This is a genomic window from Corynebacterium qintianiae (assembly GCF_011038645.2).
Classification (GTDB): domain Bacteria; phylum Actinomycetota; class Actinomycetes; order Mycobacteriales; family Mycobacteriaceae; genus Corynebacterium; species Corynebacterium qintianiae.
In genome coordinates this window covers 380,287-400,853 of sequence record NZ_CP064955.1, presented here as the reverse complement: position 1 = coordinate 400,853, position 20,567 = coordinate 380,287, and the positions used below count along the sequence as shown (strand labels likewise).

Sequence of the window (20,567 nt, the reverse complement as noted above, 5' to 3'; positions counted from 1 at the left end):
ACTAGTGGAAGTCCCGCGACCCGCGGGTCAGGTACTCGCCGAGCTCGAGGGGCTCGAACCGGTCCGCCACTACGTTCACGGCCCCGGTGGCGTTTTGCACGATGCCGCGCACGATGAGCGACTTCGCCGTGCGCGCCAGGACGAGCTGGCGCTTCCACAACCCCGGCGAGACGACGACGTTGATCAGCCCCGTCTCGTCCTCCATGCCGAAAAACGTCACGCCCGAGGCAGTCTGCGGCCGCTGCCGGTGCGTGACCACGCCCGCCACGCGCACCCGTGTGCCGTCGGCGACGTGGCGGAGATCGGCGGCGCTGACGACGCCGTCGCTAAGCAGGCCGTGCCTGAGCAGCTCCATCGGCTGCTTGTCATGTGTGACCCCGGTGGAGCCGATGTCGGCGGCCATGAGCTCGAACGCGTTCATGCCGGGCAGCGTCGGCGCCGTAATCGCCGACAACCCCGGCAGCATGCCCTCGCGCTCCGTGGCGGCGATACCCGCCTGCCACAGCGCCTGCCTGCGGTCCACGCCGAAGCAATCCAGCGCGCCCGCCCGGGCAAGGGCTTCGACGTGCTCCACAGTCAGGTCTGCCCGCCGCGCCAAATCTGGGATGCCGCTAAACGGCTGTGCCGCCTCGATCCGGTCCGCCGCGTCCGCCCCTAAGCCTTTGATCAGGTTCAAGCCCACGCGGATTGTGGAGTTGTCCACGCAGATCGCTTCACGCCCCGACATGTTCACGCTGACCGGTTCGATCGCAATGCCGTGGCGGCGCGCGTCCTGAATCAGCGACTGCGGCGAGTAGAAGCCCATCGGCTGGGCGCGCAGCAGACCGACGCAAAACTGCGCCGGGTAGTAGCGCTTGAACCACGCGGAGAAGAACACCAGGGAGGCGAAGGACTGCGAGTGCGACTCCGGAAAGCCGTAGGCCGCAAACGCGACAATCTTGGACCACAGTTTCTCCGCCGTGGCGGCGTCGATGCGGTTCGTCTCCCAGCAGCCGCTGAAGAAGCGTGTTTTCAGCGCAGCCATCTTCTCCGGCGAGCGCTTCGATCCCATCGCGCGACGCAGCGCGTCCGCCTCCCGGCCGGAAAACCCCGCGGCGTCGACGGCAACCTGCATGAGCTGCTCCTGGAACAGCGGTACGCCCAGCGTCTTGCCCAGCGACTTTTCCAGTACCGGGTGGTCATACACCACCGCCTCCTTGCCGTCGCGGCGGCGCAGGTAGGGGTGCACGGAGCCGCCCTGGATCGGCCCCGGGCGGATCAGCGCGACCTCGACGACCAAATCGAAGAAGCACCGCGGTTTGAGCCGCGGCAGGGTGGACAGCTGCGCGCGCGACTCCACCTGGAACACGCCGACGGCATCCGCGCGGCACAGCATGTCGTAGACCTCCCCGTCCGCCAGGTCCAGCTCCCACAGGTTCACCTCGCGGCCCGTGGTGTCGCGCACCAGGTCCGTCATGTGGTGCAGCGCCTCGAGCATGCCGAGGCCCAGCAGGTCGAACTTGACCAGGCCTGCCGAGGCGCAATCGTCCTTGTCCCACTGCACCACCGAACGGTTCTCCATCCGCGCCCACTCCACCGGCACGACGTCCGCGATCGGCCGGTCGCAGATCACCATGCCACCGGAGTGGATGCCCAGGTGGCGCGGCTGGCCCTTGAGCTGCGCGGCGAGCGTCTCCACACCCTCCGGTGGATCCGCGATCCCCTTCGACCACGAGTCCGCGGCACCCTGGGCGTACCCGAGGGCGCGCGCGGCGTCACGGATCGCGCCCTTCGTGCGGTAGGTGATCACGTTGGCCACCTGCGCGGCGTTGTCGCGCCCGTAGCGCTCGTAGGCGTACTGGATCACCTCCTCGCGCCGCCCTGACTCGATGTCGATGTCGATGTCGGGCGGGCCGTCGCGGTCCGGTGAGAGGAAGCGCTCGAAGAGCAGGCCGGCGGAAATCGGCTCCGCGTTGGTAATGCCGAGCGCGAAGCATACCGCCGAGTTCGCCGCCGACCCCCTGCCCTGGCACAGGATGTTCGAGCGGCGGGCGAAATCCACCAGGTCGTGGACGATGAGGAAGTACCCGGGGAAGTTCAGCTCCGCGATGACGGCCAGCTCGTAGTCGATCTGCGCCATCGCTTTTCCCCGGATGTCCTCTGGCCGGGTGGCGTAGCGCATCTGCGCCCCCGCCAGCGTGATCTCGCGCAGCCAGCTCATCTCGTCGTGGCCGTCAGGCGTGGGGTAGCGCGGCAGCTCGGGGGCGACGTGGTTGAGGGTGAACGCGCATTGCTTAGCGACGCCCAGCCCCACGTCAATCTTGTCCCCCGCGCCCGGGAGCATCTGCGTGATCTGTTCTGCCGAGCGCAGCCAGTTCGCCCCCATGGGGTGCAGGTGCGCATGCGCACTGCTCAGGGCATCGCGTCGGGCCAACGCCCGCTTCGCCGCCGCCAGCCGCGCCCCATCGCGCGTCGCCGCGGCCGGGGCGGCGGTGACGATCGCGGGCACGTGGGGAAATGTATCCAGGGCCCGGTGGCGGTCGGCGTCCTCGGGCGTCATCGACACCTCGTACTCGCGCACCACACCGTCAGTGCCAAACAATTCGACCAGGTGATCGATCTCTGCCGCCCAAGCCGAGCCCGCCAGCACGATGCATGTGCCGCCCAGCTCGTGGGCGATGAGCTCCAGCGGCGGGTACGACACCGCGTCCTTCTCCCGTGTGATCATGTGCGCCGCCGCGATCAGGTGGGACAGGCGGCGGTAGCCTTCGGGCCCGCGCGCGAGCACGGGCAGGACCCGGTCGCCGAGGGTCAGCTCGGCACCGAAGACGGTGTCGATCCCCGCCTCCGCCGCAGCCTCCGCGAACTTCACCGCGCCGTAGAAACCATCCCTGTCCAGCAGGGCGAGCGCGGTGATGCCGAGATCCTTAGCGCGGCGCACCATCTCCTCCGGCTCGCTCGCCCCGCCGAGGAAACTGTAGGAGGACACCGCGTGTAGCTCGGCGAAGGGGGCATGCTGGTTCTCAGCGGAGCGGTTCGAAGGGGCGTCGACAAGCGGGCGGGTGTGGTTGACGGGCACGGGGACAGGCCCGGGGCGGCCGGAGAGGATGCGCTCCAGCCGCGACCACGACAGGGCCTTGCCACCATGGAACCTCATGGGTGGGAATGTAGCACAGTTCGAAAACGTGTGCTACTTGTTTCACGCGGTGGCGAGCTACCCCAGGATCACAACGTCGAGACGCCTCGGCCCGTGAACGCCCTCGACGCGCTCCAGCTCAATGTCGGAGGTGGCCGAGGGGCCGGAGATCATCGTGATCGGCCCTTCGAGCCCGGTGTCGTGCACTCGGCCCCACGATTCGGGGAAAAGCTCCACAATCGTGTCCGCCAGCACGATGCAGATGTGGTGGTCCGGAATCAGCGAGAGTTTGCGGTGACCCTCCTCGGGGCGGCCCGTCAGGATGATGGTGCCGGTCTCCGCGCAAGACACCGTGGACGATGTGATCACACACGCCGCCTCCAGCGGGTCCTCCACCTCATCAATGGCGGGCAACCACGCGCGCTCAAACCCATCCGGCAGAACGACGGCGCCGGAAATCAGCTCCCCGAGCACGGCAGGAAGATCGTCGGGGACCGCGGCGGAATGCACTGATGCCTTGTAATCCTCGAGGCGGTCGACAAGCATCTCGCGGGTCTGGTCGGCGTTGAGGGTGGACTCGCGGCGGTACTCACGCGGGGCCTCGGGGGCCGCTGGCGCATCCGCCAGCGAAGCGCGCAGGCGGGCGAGGATGTCGGACTTGGCACTCATCGGTTCTCCTTAAACCAGTGGCGGAACGACTGCTTCGGCGGGGCGGGGATGATGCGCTCCTGCGTCCATCCGCCGAACAAACCCGGGAGCCACTTAATGCGGAAGCGCGCAAGGGGCAGGGCCCGCTCCAGCAGCGCCATCACCCGTCCGGAGCGCATAATCCGCGACGTCGCGTCCATTGCCACCGACATCTGGCCCGGTTTCTCCACCTTTTCGACGGACTCCGCACGCAGGTGCACGAGGATCTCGGGGATGTTGATCTTGACGGGGCACACGTCGTAGCACGCGCCGCACAGCGTAGAGGCGAAGGGCAGGGTGGAGTTCGCCTCGGATTCAATGCCCGTGAGCTGCGGCGACAGGATAGCACCGATCGGCCCCGGGTAGACGGAACCGTAGGCGTGGCCACCGGTGTGCTCGAACACCGGGCAGACGTTCAAACACGCCGAGCAACGGATGCAGTGCAGCGCGGAGCGGCCCTCCGGGTCCGACAGAACCGCCGAGCGGCCATTGTCCAGCAGCACGAGGTGCACGTTCTGCGGGCCGTCTCCCTCGTGTACGCCAGACCACAGGGATGTGTACGGGTTCATTCGCTCGCCGGTAGACGAACGCGGGAGCAGCTGGAAGAAGGCCTCGAGGTCGTCGAAGGAGGGTACAAGCTTCTCAATCCCCATCACAGTGATCAGCGTCTCCGGCATGGTCAGACACATCCGGCCATTGCCCTCGGACTCGACCACCGCGAGCGTGCCGGTCTCCGCCACGCCGAAGTTGGCCCCCGAAATCGCGACCTTCGCGGAGAGGAACTTCTCGCGCAGGTAGTCGCGCGCGGCGTTTGCAAGAACATTCGGCTCATCCGTGAGCGGGCCCGGCATGTGGCCCGCGAAGATGTCCCGCACCTCCCTGCGGTTGCGGTGGATTGCGGGGACGAGAATGTGTGAGGGCTTGTCGTTGCCGAGCTGCACAATCAGCTCCGCCAAGTCGGTCTCGATCGCGCTGATGCCCACCGACTCCAGGTGCTCGTTGAGCCCGATCTCCTGGGTGGCCATTGACTTGACCTTGAGCACTTCTGACTCGCCTGTTCCCCGGACCAGGCCTTCGACGATCGAGTTGGCTTCGGCGGCATCGCGCGCCCAGTGCACGACACCCCCGCGCTTGGTGAACTCCCGCTCGAACTGCTCCAGCAGCTCCGGCAGGTGCGCCATGACACGCTCTTTCACCGCGGAGCCCGTTGAGCGCAGCTCCTCCCAGTCCGGCAGCTCCTCAACGACGTTCGCACGCTTGCGGCGAATCGAGCGCGTCGCGCGCCCGATATTCTCGCGCATCTGGGTGTTGCGCATCTGTTCTCTCGCTGAGAGCGGAAACGGCTGTTCCAGGTTGATGTTTCCCTCGCCGTAGGAGGGGATCCCTAGATTGACCATGGCTGCTCCTTCGTTGATGCGAGAATCTCGGCAAAATGCAAGGTGCGCTTATCGACGCCCCGCTTCATCATCGCTCCGTCAATATGCAGCAGGCAGGAGGCGTCCCCGGCGGTGCAGATATCGGCTCCGGATTCTTCAATGTTCTCGATTTTCGCGGCCGCCATGGCCCCTGAAACAGCGGGATTCTTGAAGGAGAACGTCCCCCCGAAACCGCAGCACTCGTCGGCGTCGGGAAGCTTGCGCAAGTCGATGCCTTCGACGGTGCGGACCAGGTTGATGGGGCGCTCCCCCAGGCGGAGCATGCGTTTTCCGTGGCAGGAGGGATGGTATGTGACGCGGTGGGGGAAGTAGGAACCGAGCTCGGCGGCGTCGCTGACGCCGAGGACGTCAACCAAGAACTGCGACAGCTCGTAGGTACGGTCCCCCACGTGGTTGGCTGCCTCCTCCAAACCGCTGTCGCCGCCCTTGCGGGCGACGAGTGGCTGCTGGTGCTTTACCGAAGCGACACACGAGCCGGAGGGTGCGACGATGTAGTCGGAACCCTCGAACGCAGTGACATGGTTGCGCACCACGGGGAGGGCGTCGGCCAAGTAACCGCTGTTGATGTGCATCTGCCCGCAGCACACCTGGTTTTGGGGGAAAACGACCTCGTGGCCGAGGCGTTCGAGAATTTTGGTGGTTGCGATGGCCACGCGGGGAAACATCGCATCCACGATGCATGTGGCGAAAAGCGCTATTTTCATGTGGTCTCCATGTGGAGGAAAGGAGAGCTTCGAATGGAGGCCAGTATAGAACTTCGGAGGCAATGACGCGACGGGCCCGAAAACAGACCGCTCAGTAAGCTCCTGCACCAAAAAATAGACTAAGCGGTATGGCGGGTGATAGATTCAACCCTCGACATACATTCCCTCAACGCACAAGGAGACCTCATGCGCCTCAACCGCGTGCTCGCCACCATCGCCGCCGCCGGCATCGCTGCCACCAGCCTGGTTGCCTGCGGCAACGATTCCGCCGACACCGCCGCCCCGGGCACCACGGGAGAAAACGGTGAAACCGTCATCAAGATCGGCACGACCGACGCAGACCAGCAGGCGTGGTCCGTCTTCGGCGACCTCGCCGCCGAGCAGGGCATCACCCTAGACATCGTGCAGTTCTCCGACTACGCGCCCGTCAACGAGGCTCTCGCCCAGGGTGAGCTGGACGTGAACAAATTCCAGCACATCAAGTACCTCGCCGAGTACAACAAGAACTCCGGCAACGACCTGCGCATCGTCGGTTCAACCGAGATTGTGCCGCTGGCTCTGTTCTGGAAGGACCACGACTCCCTCAACGGCATCGAGGGCGAAGAGGTGGCTGTCCCCAACGACCCGTCGAACCAGGGCCGCGCCATCAACGTGCTCGTCCAGGCGGGCCTGGTCACGCTGAAGGACGGCGTGGAGGACTCGCTGGCCCCCACCCCGGCCGACATTGACAAGGCAGCCTCCAAGGTCACCGTCGTTCCTGTCGACGCCGCGCAGACGCCGTCCGCCTACAACGAGGGCCGGCCGGCCATCATCAACAACACCTGGCTCGACCGCGCCGGGATCGAGCCGAGCCTGGCCGTCTTCCAGGACGACCCGAACTCCGAAGAGGCCGAGCCCTACATCAACGTCTTCGCCGCGCGCGAGGGTGACATCGACAACGAGACGCTGAACAAGCTCGTCGAGATCTGGCACGACCCGAAGGTCACCGAGGCCGTCGCCCAGGACTCGAAGGGCACCTCCGTTCCGGTCAAGCGCGATAAAGCGGAGCTCAACGAGATTCTGGACAACCTCGAGTCCAAGTAGCACCCGAAACATAAGGACACACCATGCAGCTCAAGCGTTTCGCGGCCGCCATCGCCGCCACCGCCATCGCCGCCACCAGCCTGGTGGCCTGCGGTAGCGAGACCAACTCCAGCAACGCATCAGGCGACGGCAAGGTCACCGTGAAGATCGGAACCACCGACGCGGACCAGCAGGCCTGGACCGCCTTCGAGAAGAAGGCCGAGGAGGAGGGTATCGACCTCGACATCGTCCGCTTCACCGAGTATCCGCCGGTCAACCCGGCCCTCGACGAGGACCAAATCGAGATCTCCAAGTTCCAGACCATCAACTACCAGGCGCAGTACAACGCCTCCGCCGGCAAGGACCTGCGCATCATCGGCTCCGGTGAGATCAACATCCTCGGCCTCTACTGGAAGGACCACGACTCCCTCGACGGCATTGAGGGAGAGGAAGTCGCGGTGCCGAACGACCCGTCCAACCAGGGCCGCGCCATCAACGTGCTCGTCCAGGCCGGGCTGGTCACCCTCAAGGAGGGTGCGCCGAAGCTCACCCCGACCCCGGCTGACATCGACGAGTCCGCCTCAAAGGTCTCCGTCGTCGCGGTCGACGCCGCGCAGACCCCGTCCGCCTACAACGAGGGCCGACCCGCGGTGATCAACAACAACTGGTTGTCCCGCGCGGGCATCGACCCGGCGTCCTCCGTCGCCGCCGACGACCCGAATTCCGAGCTGGCTGAGCCTTACATCAACGTGTTCACGGTCAAGGGCGACCAGCTGGACAACGAGACCTACGCCAAGCTCGTCGAGGTCTGGCACTCCGACGAAGTCACCGAGGCCCTGAACCAGGATTCCGGCGGAACCGCCGTCCAGGTCAAGCGTGACAAGGAGGAGCTCAACGAGATCCTCGACGGTCTGGTGGAGGAGTACAAGTAGTGTCTTCCACCGGCACCCGGGTTGAGTTCCGGGACGTGTCCAAAGTGTTCACCACGGGTAAGCGGGCAGTGACCGCCGTCGACGGCGTCACCCTGACCGTGCAGCCCGGTGAGATCCTCGGCGTCATCGGGTACTCGGGTGCCGGCAAGTCGACGCTTGTGCGCCTGATCAACGGCCTCGACACCGCAACCGGTGGTGAGCTGCTTCTCGACGGCACCAACGTCGTCGGCATGAAAGAGCGCGAGCTGCGCGGTATCCGCCGCAACGTCGGCATGATCTTCCAGCAGTTCAACCTGTTCAACTCGCGCACCGCTGCGGGCAACATCGAATACCCGCTCACTTTGGCCGGGATGCCGGCCGCCGAGCGCAAGCGCCGCGTGGCTGAGCTGCTCGAATTCGTCGGCCTGTCCGATCGCGGTTCGAACTACCCAGAGCAGCTCTCGGGCGGCCAGAAGCAGCGCGTCGGCATCGCCCGCGCGCTGGCCACCAACCCCTCTCTCCTGCTTGCCGACGAAGCCACCTCCGCCCTCGACCCGGAAACCACCCGCGAGGTCCTCGCTGTACTGCGCCGCGTCAACGAGGAGCTGGGCATCACCATCGTGGTGATCACCCACGAGATGGAGGTCGTCCGCTCCATCGCCGACAAGGTCGCCGTGATGGAGGGCGGGAAGGTTGTCGAGTACGGCTCGGTCTACGAGGTGTTCTCCAACCCGCGCACGCAGGTCGCGCAGCGCTTCGTGTCCACTTCGCTGCGCAACACGCCCGACGAGGTCGAGGCCCGCGACCTGCTCGCACAGCCGGGACGTCTGTTTACCGTGGACCTCAGCGAGAACTCAGAATTCTTCGGCGCCGTGGAATCCGCCCGCGCGGCCGGGGTGAATGTGCAGCCGGTGCACGGCGGCGTGACCACCCTGCAAAGCCACTCCTTCGGCAAGATGACCGTGCGCTTGACGGGTGACGACGCCGCGATCAGCCAGTTCCTGGCCACGCTTAAGCGCACCACCGACATTGAGGAGATCGTCCGATGAGCAACCAGCTAATCCTCGCCCAGCCCAACTGGGAGCGCCTCGGCCCAACGTTTGTCGAGGCCATCGGCGACACCCTGTACATGGTCGCCATCACCATGGTCGTGGGCGGCTTCTTCGGCCTCGTCCTCGGTGTATTCCTCTACACCACCCGCCCCGGCGCGATCCTGCAGAATAGGCCCGTTTACTGGCTCATCAACGTGTTGGTGAACTTCTTCCGGCCGATTCCCTTCATCATCATGATCGCGATGCTCTACCCCATCACGTTGCAGGTGGTGGGAACGACAATCGGGCGCGGCGCGGCGACCTTCGTCATGTGCGTGGCGGCAACCTTCACCGTCGCCCGCATCGTGGAGCAGAACCTGGTCTCCATCGACCCCGGGATGATCGAGGCAGCGCGCTCAATGGGCGCCGGCCCGTGGCGCATCATTCGGACGGTGATCCTGCCGGAGGCGCTCGGCCCGCTGATCCTCGGCTACACCTTCATCTTCATCGCCGTGATCGACATGTCCGCCATGGCCGGCTACATCGGCGGCGGCGGGCTGGGCGACTTCGCCATCGTGTACGGCTACCGCCAGTTCGAGCCCGCCGTGACCTTCGCGGCTGTGATCGTCATCGTGGTCATGGTCCAGCTCGCCCAGTTCCTGGGCAACTGGCTGTCCAAGAAGGTCATGCGCCGCTAGTTCGCTCGAGCTTATCGACGCCCCACACAGCGCCCTCCTTCGGTTCCTCGCCGCAGGAGGAGAGGACACCGGAGACCGCGCTACGGCGCATGGTCGCTTCGAAGGTCGCGCTGGTGGAGGCGTCGATTAGCGTTACCAGCGCTTTTTCGCCGCTGACGTCCTCGCCCACGACCTCGAGCTGGCCGTAGCTGATGCGCGTTCCCTCTGCGGCGAGGTGGGCGGCCACCCCGACCTCCGCGGCCTGCGCAACGGGTGAGAATGTGCCGCGGCCCCGGTTGCCGGGCACGAAGTACTGCCCGCGCATCGCGTCGGCGATCATCGCCTCCGTCGCCTCCAGGTTCATCCGCCCGAAGCTGTAGCCCCACGGCATGAGCAGCAACGTGGCGGCGAAGCGGTGGCCCTTGATGTGCGAGGTTTCCCACACCACATCGCTGCCCCGGTTGAACGGGTAGATCTTTTCTAGCTCGCTCACCAGGGGACGCCCCTTGACGGCGCAGCACCGGTCGCGTTTGCCGTGCGTGCACACGAGAACTAGCGGGGTCGGGCGCGCCATCGCATGGTTCTTTCCCGGCCCTGACAGGTCGAGTTGCAGGATCGCCTCCGGCCCCTCCACGTGCTTGACCTCGGTCAGGCCGATGCGTGTGTGGACGATGTAGAGGTGGTGGTCATCAATGCGCCGTCCCTCGCGCGTGGGGTGGCGGATGAGCTGCAGCGATGCGCCGAACTTCTTCAGGTGTGCCTTGATCTCGGCCGAGAGCTCCTCCCCGAGGGTGCCGCCGTCGAGCACGTCGTGGCTCCAGGGGCCCGGCCACTCAAACAGCACGTAGACATCGCCCTGCTTCGCTGTTCCCGGCAGAGGCTCCACTTCCACATCCGAACAGAAGATGTCGTCTCCGCTGGCACTCATGGCTCCCCACCTTACCCGCTCATTTACGCAACAGTTTTGTAACCTTTTTCGGGGAGAGGGTGAATAAATTTTAGAATCCCGGCCGGAATGGTTACGGTGTCAGATATGTCTTTGTCGGCTAGACGTTTTCGGGGAATAGGTGCAGTGGCTGCGGCGTGCGTCGCCGCGGCGGCAGTGTCCGCGTGCTCGGCCGGCTACTCCGGGGATACCGTCACCGCCAAGGTCGGCGGGGTGCAGCACGCCATGGACCAGTCCCCCAAGACGCAGCGCCCCGACGCACCGGCGCACCTCACTGTCAGCGGGATCACCATGGAAAGCCACAGCGGTTTCGACCGCCTGGTTATCGAGCTCGATGGCACGGGCACACCCGGCTGGTTCGTCGACTACGTCGCCTCCCCCATGCAGGAAACCACGGGCAAGCCCATCACGATAACGGGCAACGCCCACCTCAACGTGAAGATCGACGGCACCGTCAACGGGGCGGAGGAGACCCCGATCGACATCTCCACCAGTTCGTCCAACGTTGTGGACCTCGTCAACGCCGGCACCTATGACGGGCGCACCCAAATCGTGGTGGGCCTGCGCGCCGCGCTGCCCTACTCGGTTCAGCTTCTCGACGACCCGACGCGCCTCGTCATCGACATCTCCAAATCCTAGGCTCGCCCCCTAGCCGTAGATGGCCTCCACCCGCCAGCGCTGCCGGGACCACACCAGCAGCCACCCGCACGGTTCGCCGCCGTTCTCGCGCGTGCCCACCACCTGCAGTCGCGCCACCCTGGTGTACACGCTGGTGGACACCGTGCCCCACCAGCCCTCGTCCACAGGCCAGGGGCCGGCCCAACCCGTGACCAGGTAGCGTTTTCTGCCCCACCCCAGGGCGTAGGGGGCAGAGGTGAGGAGGACTTCGGCGGTGACTCCGACGTGTTTCGCGCCTGCGTCGATCAGCTGAACTTTCGACGCCGGGTGGTCGATCCCGCCGCCGAGGCGCGCCGGCAGCGGTGGCGGGATCGCCCCCGGCCACGGCGCCGGTGCGGGTTCCTTCCTGCTCTCCCCGTAGGGGACGAGCTCCACGCGCTCGGCCACACCGCGCCCACCCACGAGCCGGGGTTGGAGTACCGCATCAATGCCCAGTTGAGACTGCACCCGCTCGACCACGCGCCGCGCCTCATCCGTAGTGGTGCCGTCCGTCCACAGCTCACCCACCATTTCCGGCTCCGCCACCTCGAGCGGCTCCAGTATCAGCGAAGTGATCTCACCGGCTCCGCCGCCGGTGAGCCAGCCGTCGAGCTGCCAGCGCACCCGGTCCGCCGTCGCCGACTCCGTCAGCGCCTCCCGCGTGCGCCACACGCGCTCTACTCGCTCGCCGTTGCCCAGCTCGGCCGTGACCTTCAGGCGCAGGCACACCCTCCCGGCCGCCTTGAGCCGCTCGTGCAGACTCGCCGCCAGGGCGCGCGCCGCGAACGCCGCCGCGTCCACCCGCTCGATCGGGTCCTCCGGCGTCACGGCCACCGCCAAGTCCACCACCGGCAGATCCGGGGCCACCCGCCGGTCGGGGGCCGCCCGGGCGATCCGGTGGATGTGGGTTCCGCGCTCGCCGAAGCGCGTGGACATCGCCGTCGCCGGCACCGCCGCGATATCACCCAACGTAGACAGCCCCAGCTGGCCGAGCGCCTTGACCGACTCCGGGTCGGCGGCCAGGGACACCTCCGCAAGCAGCATTCGCAGAGGCTGTGCCGCGAGAAACTCGGCCGAACCGCCCGGCGGGACGACCGCGGACGAACGGGTGGCTATCACCGCGGTGGCAATCTCGTCGGCCACCCCTGCAAGTGCGTCGATACCGCGGCGCGCAGCAGCGTCGATAAGCATCTCCGTCGCTCTGGCCTCGCTGCCGTGGAATTTTCCCGCGGCCGCGAGATCCACCACCACAAGCCCCGGGCGCAGGACCTCCACCGAGGAGGCGACGTCGTCGAAACTGCCCGCCAGCGCGGCAAACATCCGTCCGTCGCGGTCGGGATTGTCGTCGACTACCGTCAGCTCCGGCACCAGCGCCTGGGCGTGGCGGACTTTCATCCCGCGCCGCACACCGCGGCCGCGCGCCGCCCGCGAGCACACCTTCACGCGGTGCTGCGCCACAACCGCGATCGGTTCGGACAGCTCGTCCTCCGCGTCGAGGCGCGCCGCCTGCACGGGCCAGTCCGGAAACCAGACAGCGGCCACGCGCACCTCACTTCACCGCCTTCAGTCCCACCCGGCCCGGAGTCTGGCCCAGAGTGATCGTCGCGGAGGCGGTCCGATGCCCGGCGGCCTCGACGCGCATGTCCATCCCCATGATCCGCCCGGCCCCGCGTCCGATGCCGTGGAACCCTGCCACCCGGCCGGTGATGCTCAGCGCGGGTGACGGCACGTGGGCGTTGACCGTGACTAGGGCGGCCCGGCCCTTGCGCACTCGCGCCAGCAGCGGGCGGGCGCGTACCGGGCTCACATTGATGGGCTGCGCGGTGTGCAGCACCACAAGATCGAGGCCTTCCGCGAGCACACCCGCCACGCTAAGCGGGTCGATGCCCGGCTCCGGCACCGCGATGATTTGGTCCAGGGCGGCGATGCCCGCATATGACAGATCCGGCCAGCCCACCACTGCCGCGAACCCGCCTTCGGCGGTCACGGCGTCCAGTATCTCCACCACCAGCGCGGGCGTGTCGCTCACCTGGCTCACCGCCCGGCGCGGCAACCCTCCGTCGGGCAAAACTGTTCGAAACTTCTCCCCGAGCGCCAGAGTATCGGTCTCCGGGACGACGCGTTCCGGCGCCTCCCCGCCCATCGCGGCCATGCGTGAGCGGAGCTCGGCGATGCGATCCGCGCGGCTAGACTGCTCCCGGGGCAGTCGAATAGGTGTTCCACTCACGCCCCTTAGTATGCACTCACGCTACGACACCAGCAAGCCCCGAGGTCGAACGGGTTTTCTAAATATAGTGCAGTTCTAGTGCAGGTCTAATCCAGGTCTAATCCAAGTCGCGGTCCGCGGCCCACCGCGTCAGCTGGTGCCTGTTCGACGTCTGCGTCTTGCGCAGGATGTTCGACGCGTGCGTCTCCACCGTCTTCACCGAGATGAACAGCTGTTTGCCGATCTCCTTGTACGTGTAGCCGCGGGCGAGCAGTCGCAGGACTTCGAGTTCGCGCCTTGTCAGGGCGTCGACAAGCGGGTCCTCGACCTTGACCGGCTCACCCTCCGGGTCGTCCACCACCCCGCCCGAGGCAAACGCGTCGAGCACGAAACCCGCCAGGCGCGGAGAAAAATAGGCGTCGCCACCGTGCACCCGCGCGATAGCCTCGGCGAGTTCGGCACCGCCGATGTTCTTGGTCACGTACCCGCGCGCCCCGGCGCGGATCAGCGCGATGACGTCCTCCGCGGCGTCGGAGACGGACAGGGCGAGAAACTTCGTCTCCGCGGCCACGCCTCGGATCACAGCGAGACCGCCGCCGTCGGGCATGTGGACGTCGAGAAGCACCACGTCCGGCGCCGCTTCATCGATGCCGCGGACGGCCTCACCCACCGAACCGGCCTCGCCGACGATCTCCACACCGGCGGCGGCGGAGAGCTCTGCGCGCACGCCGGCGCGGAATACGGAGTGATCGTCGACGAGGAATACCTTCATGCCCCTCAACTTACCGGTCTCAGCGAAAGCGCTTGGGCACGTCGGGTTCTCCCAGCGTGAGCATCAGACGGTTCGCCCAGTTGAAGAACGCCGCAGAATTGACCAGATCGATCAGCGCGAGGTCATCGAGCCCCTCCTCCCGCAGCACCCGGACGTGCTCCGCAGAGAACTCGAACGGCGTCTGGGTGAGCGCCGCGGCCGCCTTTTGCAGCGCGTTCCACAGCGGGGAACCGAGGTCGGCGCCCACCCCCTCCTCCAGGAGCCGGTCAATCGCCTCGGGGTCCCCGCCTTCCTCCTTGCTCCGCGCCTGGTGGACCGAAGCGCAGTACTCGCACCCGTTCAGACGAGACACCACCGTCGCGGCGAGCTCGCGCTCCGCGCGCCCCAGGCCGCCCTCCGTGTTGTAGAAAATGTCGATGTCCGTCAGGGTGCGCGCCTTCAGAGCCGCAGGGTCGCGCGCAAGCAGACGAAAGTACTCTGAGTCGATGCGCTGCGGTTGAATGAGCGCATCCTTGTGCTCCTGCGTGAACTCGTCCTTGGGCAGGTCCGCCAGCCAGGGCTTCCATCCCAGCGAGTGGTTGACAAAGCGCGCCGGTGCCACGACCTCCGGAATCAGCGTGCGTGGGCCCGGTTCCCAGCTCGGGTCAGCCACCCCTGCGGCACGAACAATTTCGCTTGGCGACGCCCACTCCACGGCACCGGAAAGCACCCGCAGACCGTGGGCCACCCGCAGCTGAAAGGCAACAAACGAGATCAGCTGCGCCAGCGAAACAATCGCGTCATCGCTCCACCCCGCGCTTTGCAGATGGCCGATGGCCGCAGGTGTGGCGTCCTTCGGGTGGAACGTCAGCAGGTGGGCAAAGTCGAATGCGGCGGACAACGCGCGGCCCTGAGGCCCTTCCCCGAGGTCGAACACGACGAAGTCCCCGGTGTCGTACGGGCCAGCGGACAGTCCCTGCCCAATTGCCTCATCCAGTCCAAGCTCTCCGGCACGCCCGTCAAGTTCATCCTCGAGCAGGTCGCGGTAGAACCGCGCGGCCTCGTCCTGCCCGGAGACGCCGGCGATGAAGACGGCCACGGCGTAGCGCCACGCCTGGGGAAAATCCTTTTCATCCCCGGGTTCGAACAGCGCCGTGAAACTGAGCTCCGCATTCGCCACTGCGTCGGGGCGAGCGCGGCGCAACTCCGCCAGCTCGGGCGGCGTGCCGGCGAGGAGGTCGATGATGTTGGCCTGTTCAGACATGAAATTCTCCTAACTGTCGGGCGCGGAATGTGGCGCCGGGGATGGCGTCGATAAGCATGCGCGTCGTCTCTGCGCGCGGGTTGTCGAACACGTCGCCGGTGGGGCCGTACTCGACCTGCGTGCCGCGGCTGAACACGCTGACGGTGTCGGAAATCTGCCGCACAACCGCCAGGTCGTGGGAAATGAAGATGTAGGTCAGGCCGAGTTCCTGCTGCAACTCCTCCAGCAGCTCGAGGATTTGAGCTTGCACGGTGACGTCAAGGGCGGAGACCGCCTCGTCGAGCACGACCAGATCCGGTTCGACGATGAGCGCACGCGCGATTGCCACGCGCTGGCGCTGGCCACCTGAGAGCTGCGACGCTGTGCGGTCCCCCAGCGCGGGGTCCAGCGCGACGCGGTTAAGGAACTCACGAGCCGCGGCCCGCGCCGCGCGCTTGGGTGTGTTCGACAGGTTGCGCAGCGGCTCGGCCACGATGTCCTCCACACTCATCCTCGGGTTCAGCGAGGAGAACGGGTTCTGGTGAACCATCTGCACGGACGAACGCAGCGCGCGCAGCTGCGCGCCCTTCGCACCTGTCACATCCACCCCGGCGAGGGTGATCCGGCCGTGCGTCGGCGCGTAGAACAACGACACCGCGCGGCCTGTCGTCGTTTTGCCCGAGCCCGATTCGCCCACCAGCGCGTGGGTAGAGCCGCGCTGCACCTCGAACGAGACGTCGTCCACAGCAGTGAAATCACCGAAGCGTGCGGTGAGGTTCTCCACGGTCAGGAGCGTCTCGCCCGATAAAGCAGGGCGGTGGTGGGCATTGGCGACGGCGAGCGAGGGGGCGTCGGCAAGCAGGCGGCGCGAGTACGCCTCCCGCGGGTTCGCCAGCGTCTCGCTTGCCGGGCCCGACTCAACTACCCGCCCGCGCTCCATGATGACGACGTGTTCCGCGCGGTCACCCGCCACCGCGAGGTCGTGGGTGATCAGGAGGATCCCCAGGCCCAACTCGCGGCGCATCCGGTCAAGCAGATCGAGAATGGTCTTCTGCACAGTCACATCGAGCGCCGAGGTCGGCTCGTCGGCGATGAGCACCTCCGGCTCCAGTGCGACGGCCGCGGCGATGAGCACGCGCTGCTTCATTCCGCCCGAGAGCTCGTGGGGGTACTGCTGGTACCGGCGCACGGGTTCGTCGATGCCGACCTCGGCCAGCAGCTCGAGGGCGCGCGTGCGGCGCCACGCCGCGTCACCCACCCCGTGGATCTCCCACCCTTCCTCGATCGCCTCACCGATAGTTTTCAAGGGGTTGAGTGAGTTGCCCGGGTCCTGGGGCACCAGGCCAATCCGCTTGCCGCGCAGCACCCGCCACTGCGCGGGGCTGTTCGCGGTGATGTCCTCGCCGCCAAACGTGATCGTGCCGCGCTCCACGCTGGCCGAACGCCCAAGCAACCCGGCCGCAGCCATGGCCGAGGTGGTCTTGCCCGAGCCCGACTCGCCCACCAAGGCGGTGATCTCGCCGGGGTAGACAGCGAAGCTCACCTTGTCGACGGCCTGCGCGCCCGAATACTCCACGCTCAGGCCCTCAACTGCCAGGACGGGAGTATTGTTAGCGGTCTTCTTTGTGCTGGTCACGCTCGCACCTCCGTGGAGAAGTTCTGGGACAGGCGGTTGGCGGACATCACCGTCGCGGCGATCGCCACGCCCGGCAAAACGATCACCCACCACGCGGTGGACATGAAATCGCGCCCTTCCGCGATTGTCAGACCCCACTCCGGGGTGGGCGGCGGCGCGCCGTAACCCAAGAACCCGAGGATGGACAATTGGAGAATGGCGTTGCCGAACTGCAGCGCAGCCAGTGCAATCACGGGGGTCAGCGAGTTGGGCAGGACATGGCGCCACAACACCGTCGCCCGCGTCGCGCCGGAGCCGTAGGCCGCCTCGACGTAATCCGAGTTCGCCACCGTGATCACGCCGGAACGCGACAGCCGCGCAAACGTAGCCACCGACGTGATACCGACCGCGAACGCGGCCTGCAGCGAGCCGAACCCGACGACGATGATGATGGACAAGGACAACAGGATTCCGGGGATGGCGAGAAGGACGTCCACGATCCGCATCAGAACCGAATCAACCCAGCCGCGAAGGGTGCCCGCCACCACACCGATGAAGGTGCCGGCGATCATTCCGACGAGCACCGCGATGACGGCGCCGAGAAGGGATTGCCGCGCGCCGTAGACCACGCGGGAGAATAAGTCGCGGCCGACAGCGTCCGTTCCGAACCAGTGGTCCGCGCCCGGAGGGAGGAGCGCGACATCTGTGCCGCGGTACGGGTTCTCCGGCGCGAAAGCGCCCGGAAACAGCGCCCACAGCAGCATGACCCCGAGGATGGTAACGGCCACGATCGAGCCGGGCGCGAGCCACGAGTTTTTCTTCATCGGGTCACCTTTCCGCGCAAACGGACGTCGAGGACGGGATACAGCAGATCGACCACCAGGTTGATCACCACATAGGCCGCGGCTGCGATAAGAACCACCCCGAGCAACACCGGGGTATCACGGTTAGACACCGCCGTGACAACGAGCGAGCCCAGACCGGGCCGGCCGAAGACTGTTTCTGTGACAACCGCGCCGCCGACAAGCTCGCCGAATAGCAAACCTGCCATAGTGACAGCGGGCAGCAGGGAATTTTGCAGGACGTCCCGCCAGAAGATCCTCGTCTCGGTCGCACCCCGAGCACGCAGAACCTGCACGAAAGACTGCCCCTTGACCTCGTCGATCGAGCGGATGAGCACCTGGATCAGCGGCGCCGCCATCGGCACGACGAGTGTCAAGGTCGGCAAGATGAGCCCCTCGCCCGGCGCCGGGTCGATCACGTTGACCCACCCGAGGTGGAAGGAGAAGAACTGCAGCAAGAGGATGGCAATCCAGAACCCCGGCAGCGACGCCATAAACGACGGCAGCGCGCGGAAAAAGTCACCGATCCACCCCATCCCGGGAAGCGTGGCGACGAACGCGGCTAGCAGCGCCACGACGATCGCCAGCCCCACCGACGTGGCTGCGAGCGCCAGGGTATGCGGCAGCGCCTCGGCGATAAGGGAGCTCACCGGCGTACCGGTTCTCACCGAGTACCCGAGATTGCCGGTGAGAAACCCTCCGAGCGAGGAGAAGAACTGAGCCAGGAGCGGCTTGTCCGCGCCCATCTCCTCGCGGATCGCGTCAATCTCCGGCTGCGAGAGCCCCAGCGCGGGGTCCGCGTAGCGCGCCATCACGCCGTCGGATGGCAGGGCAGAAAGGAGGAAGAATGCGAGCGTGTAGGCGATGAAGAGAACCAGCAGGGCATGACCTGCGCGTTTAGCAACGTAGCGCATTATTTCTCCTCCACGTAGACACCGTAGAAGGACGGCCGGGCGACGGCTTCGGCCGTGAACCCCTTGACCCGCGGTGACATGGCGTAGACCTGCGGCTCTTCAAAAAGCGGTACGGCGTAGGCCTGCTCCGTGATGTAGTTCTGCACCGCCTCGACTGCGGCAGACCGGCCCGCCTCATCGGGGGTGGTCACCACAGCTTGCAGCAAGTCTTCGAGGTGCGGGTCGGCGACGTTGCCCTCGGTGTCACGGTTGATGAAGACGTCCCTCGCCCCGACTGCGTAGAGCGACTCGATCGCATCGTAGGAGGCCCGTCCCACCATCGAGTGGTAGATCTGGATTTTGTTCTGGTCTTTCGCATCCATGTTCTGGGTGGCGTTGTCGCCCGAGTTGATCTGCAGCTCAATGCCGACTTCGCGCAGCTGCTCCTGGATCATGGTCTGCACCTCCCGCGAGCGCGGTTGCGGGCCCGCGACGTTGACGCGAAGTGTCATCCGCGCGCCGTCTTTGACCAAGATTCCATCAGGGCCTGGCTGCCAGCCGGCGTCCGCGAGCAGGCGGCGGGACTCGGCCAAATCAAACTCGTACGCGGCGGGATCTTGCGGGGCGTAGCCTAGGCCCGTCGCGGCAACCGTCGAGGTGGCCAGTGGGTACGACGGGGAGAAGAGTACGCGGAGGATTTCCTCGCGGTTGACTGCGTGGGCGATGGCCTGCCGCACCCGGATGTCGCTCAGCAGCGGGTGATTGAAACGCAGTCCCAGCTGGTTGTTCATCGAGTTGGTGCCGCGGGCGTAGACGTTGATAGCGTTGTCCTGCAGGTGGCGCTCCGCGGGCGCGGTCACGCCGCGGACGATGTCTGCCTGGCCGGAGAGCACCGCTCCGGTGCGCATCCCTTCCTCTGCCGCGAGCATGTAGCGCACGCCGCCGATGCGGGCGCGGCCCTGGTGCGGCGACGACGGCGGCGCCCAGTTGTAGTCCTCGCGGGCGCTCAGCGTCAGATCGGTGCCCAGCGTCTCACCGGAGATGACGAACGGGCCCGAGCCGATGACGTTGACGGCGTTTCCGGGGCCGAATTCTTCGTTGCGCATCGTCAGGGAGGCGTCGGCAAGCAAACCCGCGTTGTACACGGACACGGCCTGGGCGAAACCCGGCGACGGCGCGGAGAAATAGAAGCGGACGGTGTCTTCGTCGACGACCTCGCCGTGGCTGTAGTTGTTGATCTGCTCGGACTTGCTCAGCAGCCGCGACTTGTCGCCCTTACCGTAGAGGTCGATGTTGTTGACCACGTTCTGCGCGGTCATCGGTGTGCCGTCCGAATACGTCACGTCTGTGCGAATGTCAAAGGTGAACACTGTGGCGTCGTCGTTGACCTCGGGGAGGTCGGTGGCGATCCACGGCTCGAGCTCGAGCGTTTCCGGATCCTGGTACAGCAGACGGTCCGTGATCTGGTTGACAACTCCGCCGTTGGGGTAGAAGCCCGCCGACGGAGGGTACAGGCCGGTAAACCAGTTGGGCTCGAGGTAGGTCAGCACCTCGTGGCCCGGCGCGGCGGAGGTGGATTTCCGGCCGTCGGCGGCCGCGCAGGAGGCCAGGACCACCCCGGCCACCACTATTACGGGCACTCGCCGTAACACTGATTTCACTGCATCGATCCCTTCTTTGAAGCGGGCAACATCACCTGTTTCCCGTCGTGGTCGCCCACACGCTACCATAAATAGACGAATCGGTATCATTTTACTAGACAATGTAGTCTACTTTTCTGAATATAATACG

18 protein-coding genes are annotated in these 20,567 nt (G+C 66.2%); 5 read left to right on the top strand and 13 right to left on the bottom strand.

Features of this window, described 5'->3' with window-relative positions:
- Position 1: 1 nt before the first annotated feature.
- The 4 genes from G7Y29_RS02055 to G7Y29_RS02040 are packed head-to-tail and all read right to left on the bottom strand — an operon-like array spanning position 2 to position 5,942.
- Complete coding sequence (locus tag G7Y29_RS02055) at positions 2-3,136, bottom strand: error-prone DNA polymerase (RefSeq protein ID WP_165003646.1); 3,135 nt, start codon at positions 3,134-3,136, stop codon at positions 2-4.
- 57 nt (positions 3,137-3,193) lie between these two features.
- Entirely contained in the window at positions 3,194-3,784 is a 591-nt protein-coding gene (locus G7Y29_RS02050) for a LutC/YkgG family protein (protein WP_165003644.1), read from the bottom strand.
- Positions 3,781-5,199, bottom strand: coding sequence for a LutB/LldF family L-lactate oxidation iron-sulfur protein (locus G7Y29_RS02045; protein ID WP_165003642.1), 1,419 nt, complete (start codon positions 5,197-5,199; stop codon positions 3,781-3,783). Before G7Y29_RS02045 ends, G7Y29_RS02050 begins: the two co-directional genes overlap by 4 nt.
- Positions 5,187-5,942: a (Fe-S)-binding protein gene (locus G7Y29_RS02040; protein ID WP_165003640.1), complete on the bottom strand. Its 756-nt coding sequence runs from the start codon at positions 5,940-5,942 to the stop codon at positions 5,187-5,189. The genes G7Y29_RS02045 and G7Y29_RS02040 overlap by 13 nt, the downstream gene beginning before the upstream one ends.
- Before the next feature lie 186 nt (positions 5,943-6,128).
- On the opposite strand from G7Y29_RS02040, the gene G7Y29_RS02035 reads away from it, so the two are divergent.
- From G7Y29_RS02035 to G7Y29_RS02020, 4 genes are read left to right on the top strand one after another with little or no spacing between them, the layout of a single operon-like run.
- Positions 6,129-7,025, top strand: coding sequence for a MetQ/NlpA family ABC transporter substrate-binding protein (locus G7Y29_RS02035; RefSeq protein ID WP_165003638.1), 897 nt, complete (start codon positions 6,129-6,131; stop codon positions 7,023-7,025).
- A 23-nt stretch (positions 7,026-7,048) separates the two neighbouring features.
- Positions 7,049-7,936: a MetQ/NlpA family ABC transporter substrate-binding protein gene (locus G7Y29_RS02030; RefSeq protein WP_165003636.1), complete on the top strand. Its 888-nt coding sequence runs from the start codon at positions 7,049-7,051 to the stop codon at positions 7,934-7,936.
- The gene (locus G7Y29_RS02025) at positions 7,936-8,964 is read left to right on the top strand and encodes a methionine ABC transporter ATP-binding protein (protein ID WP_165003633.1); all 1,029 of its coding nucleotides are present in this window, start codon (positions 7,936-7,938) and stop codon (positions 8,962-8,964) included. Before G7Y29_RS02030 ends, G7Y29_RS02025 begins: the two co-directional genes overlap by 1 nt.
- Complete coding sequence (locus G7Y29_RS02020; protein WP_165003631.1) at positions 8,961-9,644, top strand: methionine ABC transporter permease; 684 nt, start codon at positions 8,961-8,963, stop codon at positions 9,642-9,644. Before G7Y29_RS02025 ends, G7Y29_RS02020 begins: the two co-directional genes overlap by 4 nt.
- Here the strand turns inward: G7Y29_RS02020 and G7Y29_RS02015 are convergent.
- Positions 9,631-10,551, bottom strand: a complete 921-nt coding sequence (locus tag G7Y29_RS02015; RefSeq protein WP_165003629.1) for a ferredoxin family protein — start codon at positions 10,549-10,551, stop codon at positions 9,631-9,633. The genes G7Y29_RS02020 and G7Y29_RS02015 overlap by 14 nt on opposite strands.
- A gap of 144 nt (positions 10,552-10,695) precedes the next feature.
- On the opposite strand from G7Y29_RS02015, the gene G7Y29_RS02010 reads away from it, so the two are divergent.
- On the top strand, positions 10,696-11,208 hold the full coding sequence (locus tag G7Y29_RS02010; protein ID WP_165003626.1) for an AMIN-like domain-containing (lipo)protein: 513 nt from the start codon (positions 10,696-10,698) through the stop codon (positions 11,206-11,208).
- Between the two features lie 9 nt (positions 11,209-11,217).
- Here the strand turns inward: G7Y29_RS02010 and G7Y29_RS02005 are convergent, their stop codons facing one another.
- The 8 genes from G7Y29_RS02005 to G7Y29_RS01970 form a co-directional block, all read right to left on the bottom strand.
- Positions 11,218-12,774, bottom strand: a complete 1,557-nt coding sequence (locus tag G7Y29_RS02005) for a Y-family DNA polymerase (RefSeq protein WP_165003624.1) — start codon at positions 12,772-12,774, stop codon at positions 11,218-11,220.
- Position 12,775: 1 nt separating this feature from the next.
- Positions 12,776-13,453 carry a hypothetical protein gene (locus G7Y29_RS02000; RefSeq protein WP_346727131.1) on the bottom strand — a complete coding sequence of 226 codons (678 nt, stop codon included), beginning with the start codon at positions 13,451-13,453 and terminating at the stop codon, positions 12,776-12,778.
- A 97-nt stretch (positions 13,454-13,550) separates the two neighbouring features.
- On the bottom strand, positions 13,551-14,204 hold the full coding sequence (locus G7Y29_RS01995) for a response regulator transcription factor (RefSeq protein WP_165003622.1): 654 nt from the start codon (positions 14,202-14,204) through the stop codon (positions 13,551-13,553).
- A gap of 19 nt (positions 14,205-14,223) precedes the next feature.
- On the bottom strand, positions 14,224-15,447 hold the full coding sequence (locus G7Y29_RS01990; protein ID WP_165003620.1) for an alkylhydroperoxidase domain protein: 1,224 nt from the start codon (positions 15,445-15,447) through the stop codon (positions 14,224-14,226).
- Positions 15,440-17,062: a dipeptide ABC transporter ATP-binding protein gene (locus G7Y29_RS01985; RefSeq protein WP_165003616.1), complete on the bottom strand. Its 1,623-nt coding sequence runs from the start codon at positions 17,060-17,062 to the stop codon at positions 15,440-15,442. Before G7Y29_RS01985 ends, G7Y29_RS01990 begins: the two co-directional genes overlap by 8 nt.
- Positions 17,059-17,865, bottom strand: a complete 807-nt coding sequence (locus G7Y29_RS01980; RefSeq protein WP_165003614.1) for an ABC transporter permease — start codon at positions 17,863-17,865, stop codon at positions 17,059-17,061. The genes G7Y29_RS01985 and G7Y29_RS01980 overlap by 4 nt, the downstream gene beginning before the upstream one ends.
- On the bottom strand, positions 17,862-18,797 hold the full coding sequence (locus tag G7Y29_RS01975) for an ABC transporter permease (RefSeq protein WP_165003612.1): 936 nt from the start codon (positions 18,795-18,797) through the stop codon (positions 17,862-17,864). The genes G7Y29_RS01980 and G7Y29_RS01975 overlap by 4 nt, the downstream gene beginning before the upstream one ends.
- Complete coding sequence (locus tag G7Y29_RS01970) at positions 18,797-20,506, bottom strand: TIGR04028 family ABC transporter substrate-binding protein (protein ID WP_430393284.1); 1,710 nt, start codon at positions 20,504-20,506, stop codon at positions 18,797-18,799. Before G7Y29_RS01970 ends, G7Y29_RS01975 begins: the two co-directional genes overlap by 1 nt.
- Positions 20,507-20,567: the final 61 nt, after the last annotated feature.

Coding starts and splice junctions, on each gene's coding strand:
- G7Y29_RS01970 (WP_430393284.1), bottom strand. CDS start 20,506: ATGGTAGCGTGTGGGCGACCACGACGGGAAACAGGTGATGTTGCCCGC.
- G7Y29_RS02050 (WP_165003644.1), bottom strand. CDS start 3,784: ATGAGTGCCAAGTCCGACATCCTCGCCCGCCTGCGCGCTTCGCTGGCG.
- G7Y29_RS02045 (WP_165003642.1), bottom strand. CDS start 5,199: ATGGTCAATCTAGGGATCCCCTCCTACGGCGAGGGAAACATCAACCTG.
- G7Y29_RS02055 (WP_165003646.1), bottom strand. CDS start 3,136: ATGAGGTTCCATGGTGGCAAGGCCCTGTCGTGGTCGCGGCTGGAGCGC.
- G7Y29_RS01980 (WP_165003614.1), bottom strand. CDS start 17,865: ATGAAGAAAAACTCGTGGCTCGCGCCCGGCTCGATCGTGGCCGTTACC.
- G7Y29_RS02015 (WP_165003629.1), bottom strand. CDS start 10,551: ATGAGTGCCAGCGGAGACGACATCTTCTGTTCGGATGTGGAAGTGGAG.
- G7Y29_RS01990 (WP_165003620.1), bottom strand. CDS start 15,447: ATGTCTGAACAGGCCAACATCATCGACCTCCTCGCCGGCACGCCGCCC.
- G7Y29_RS02020 (WP_165003631.1), top strand. CDS start 8,961: ATGAGCAACCAGCTAATCCTCGCCCAGCCCAACTGGGAGCGCCTCGGC.
- G7Y29_RS01995 (WP_165003622.1), bottom strand. CDS start 14,204: ATGAAGGTATTCCTCGTCGACGATCACTCCGTATTCCGCGCCGGCGTG.
- G7Y29_RS02040 (WP_165003640.1), bottom strand. CDS start 5,942: ATGAAAATAGCGCTTTTCGCCACATGCATCGTGGATGCGATGTTTCCC.
- G7Y29_RS02035 (WP_165003638.1), top strand. CDS start 6,129: ATGCGCCTCAACCGCGTGCTCGCCACCATCGCCGCCGCCGGCATCGCT.
- G7Y29_RS01975 (WP_165003612.1), bottom strand. CDS start 18,797: ATGCGCTACGTTGCTAAACGCGCAGGTCATGCCCTGCTGGTTCTCTTC.
- G7Y29_RS02030 (WP_165003636.1), top strand. CDS start 7,049: ATGCAGCTCAAGCGTTTCGCGGCCGCCATCGCCGCCACCGCCATCGCC.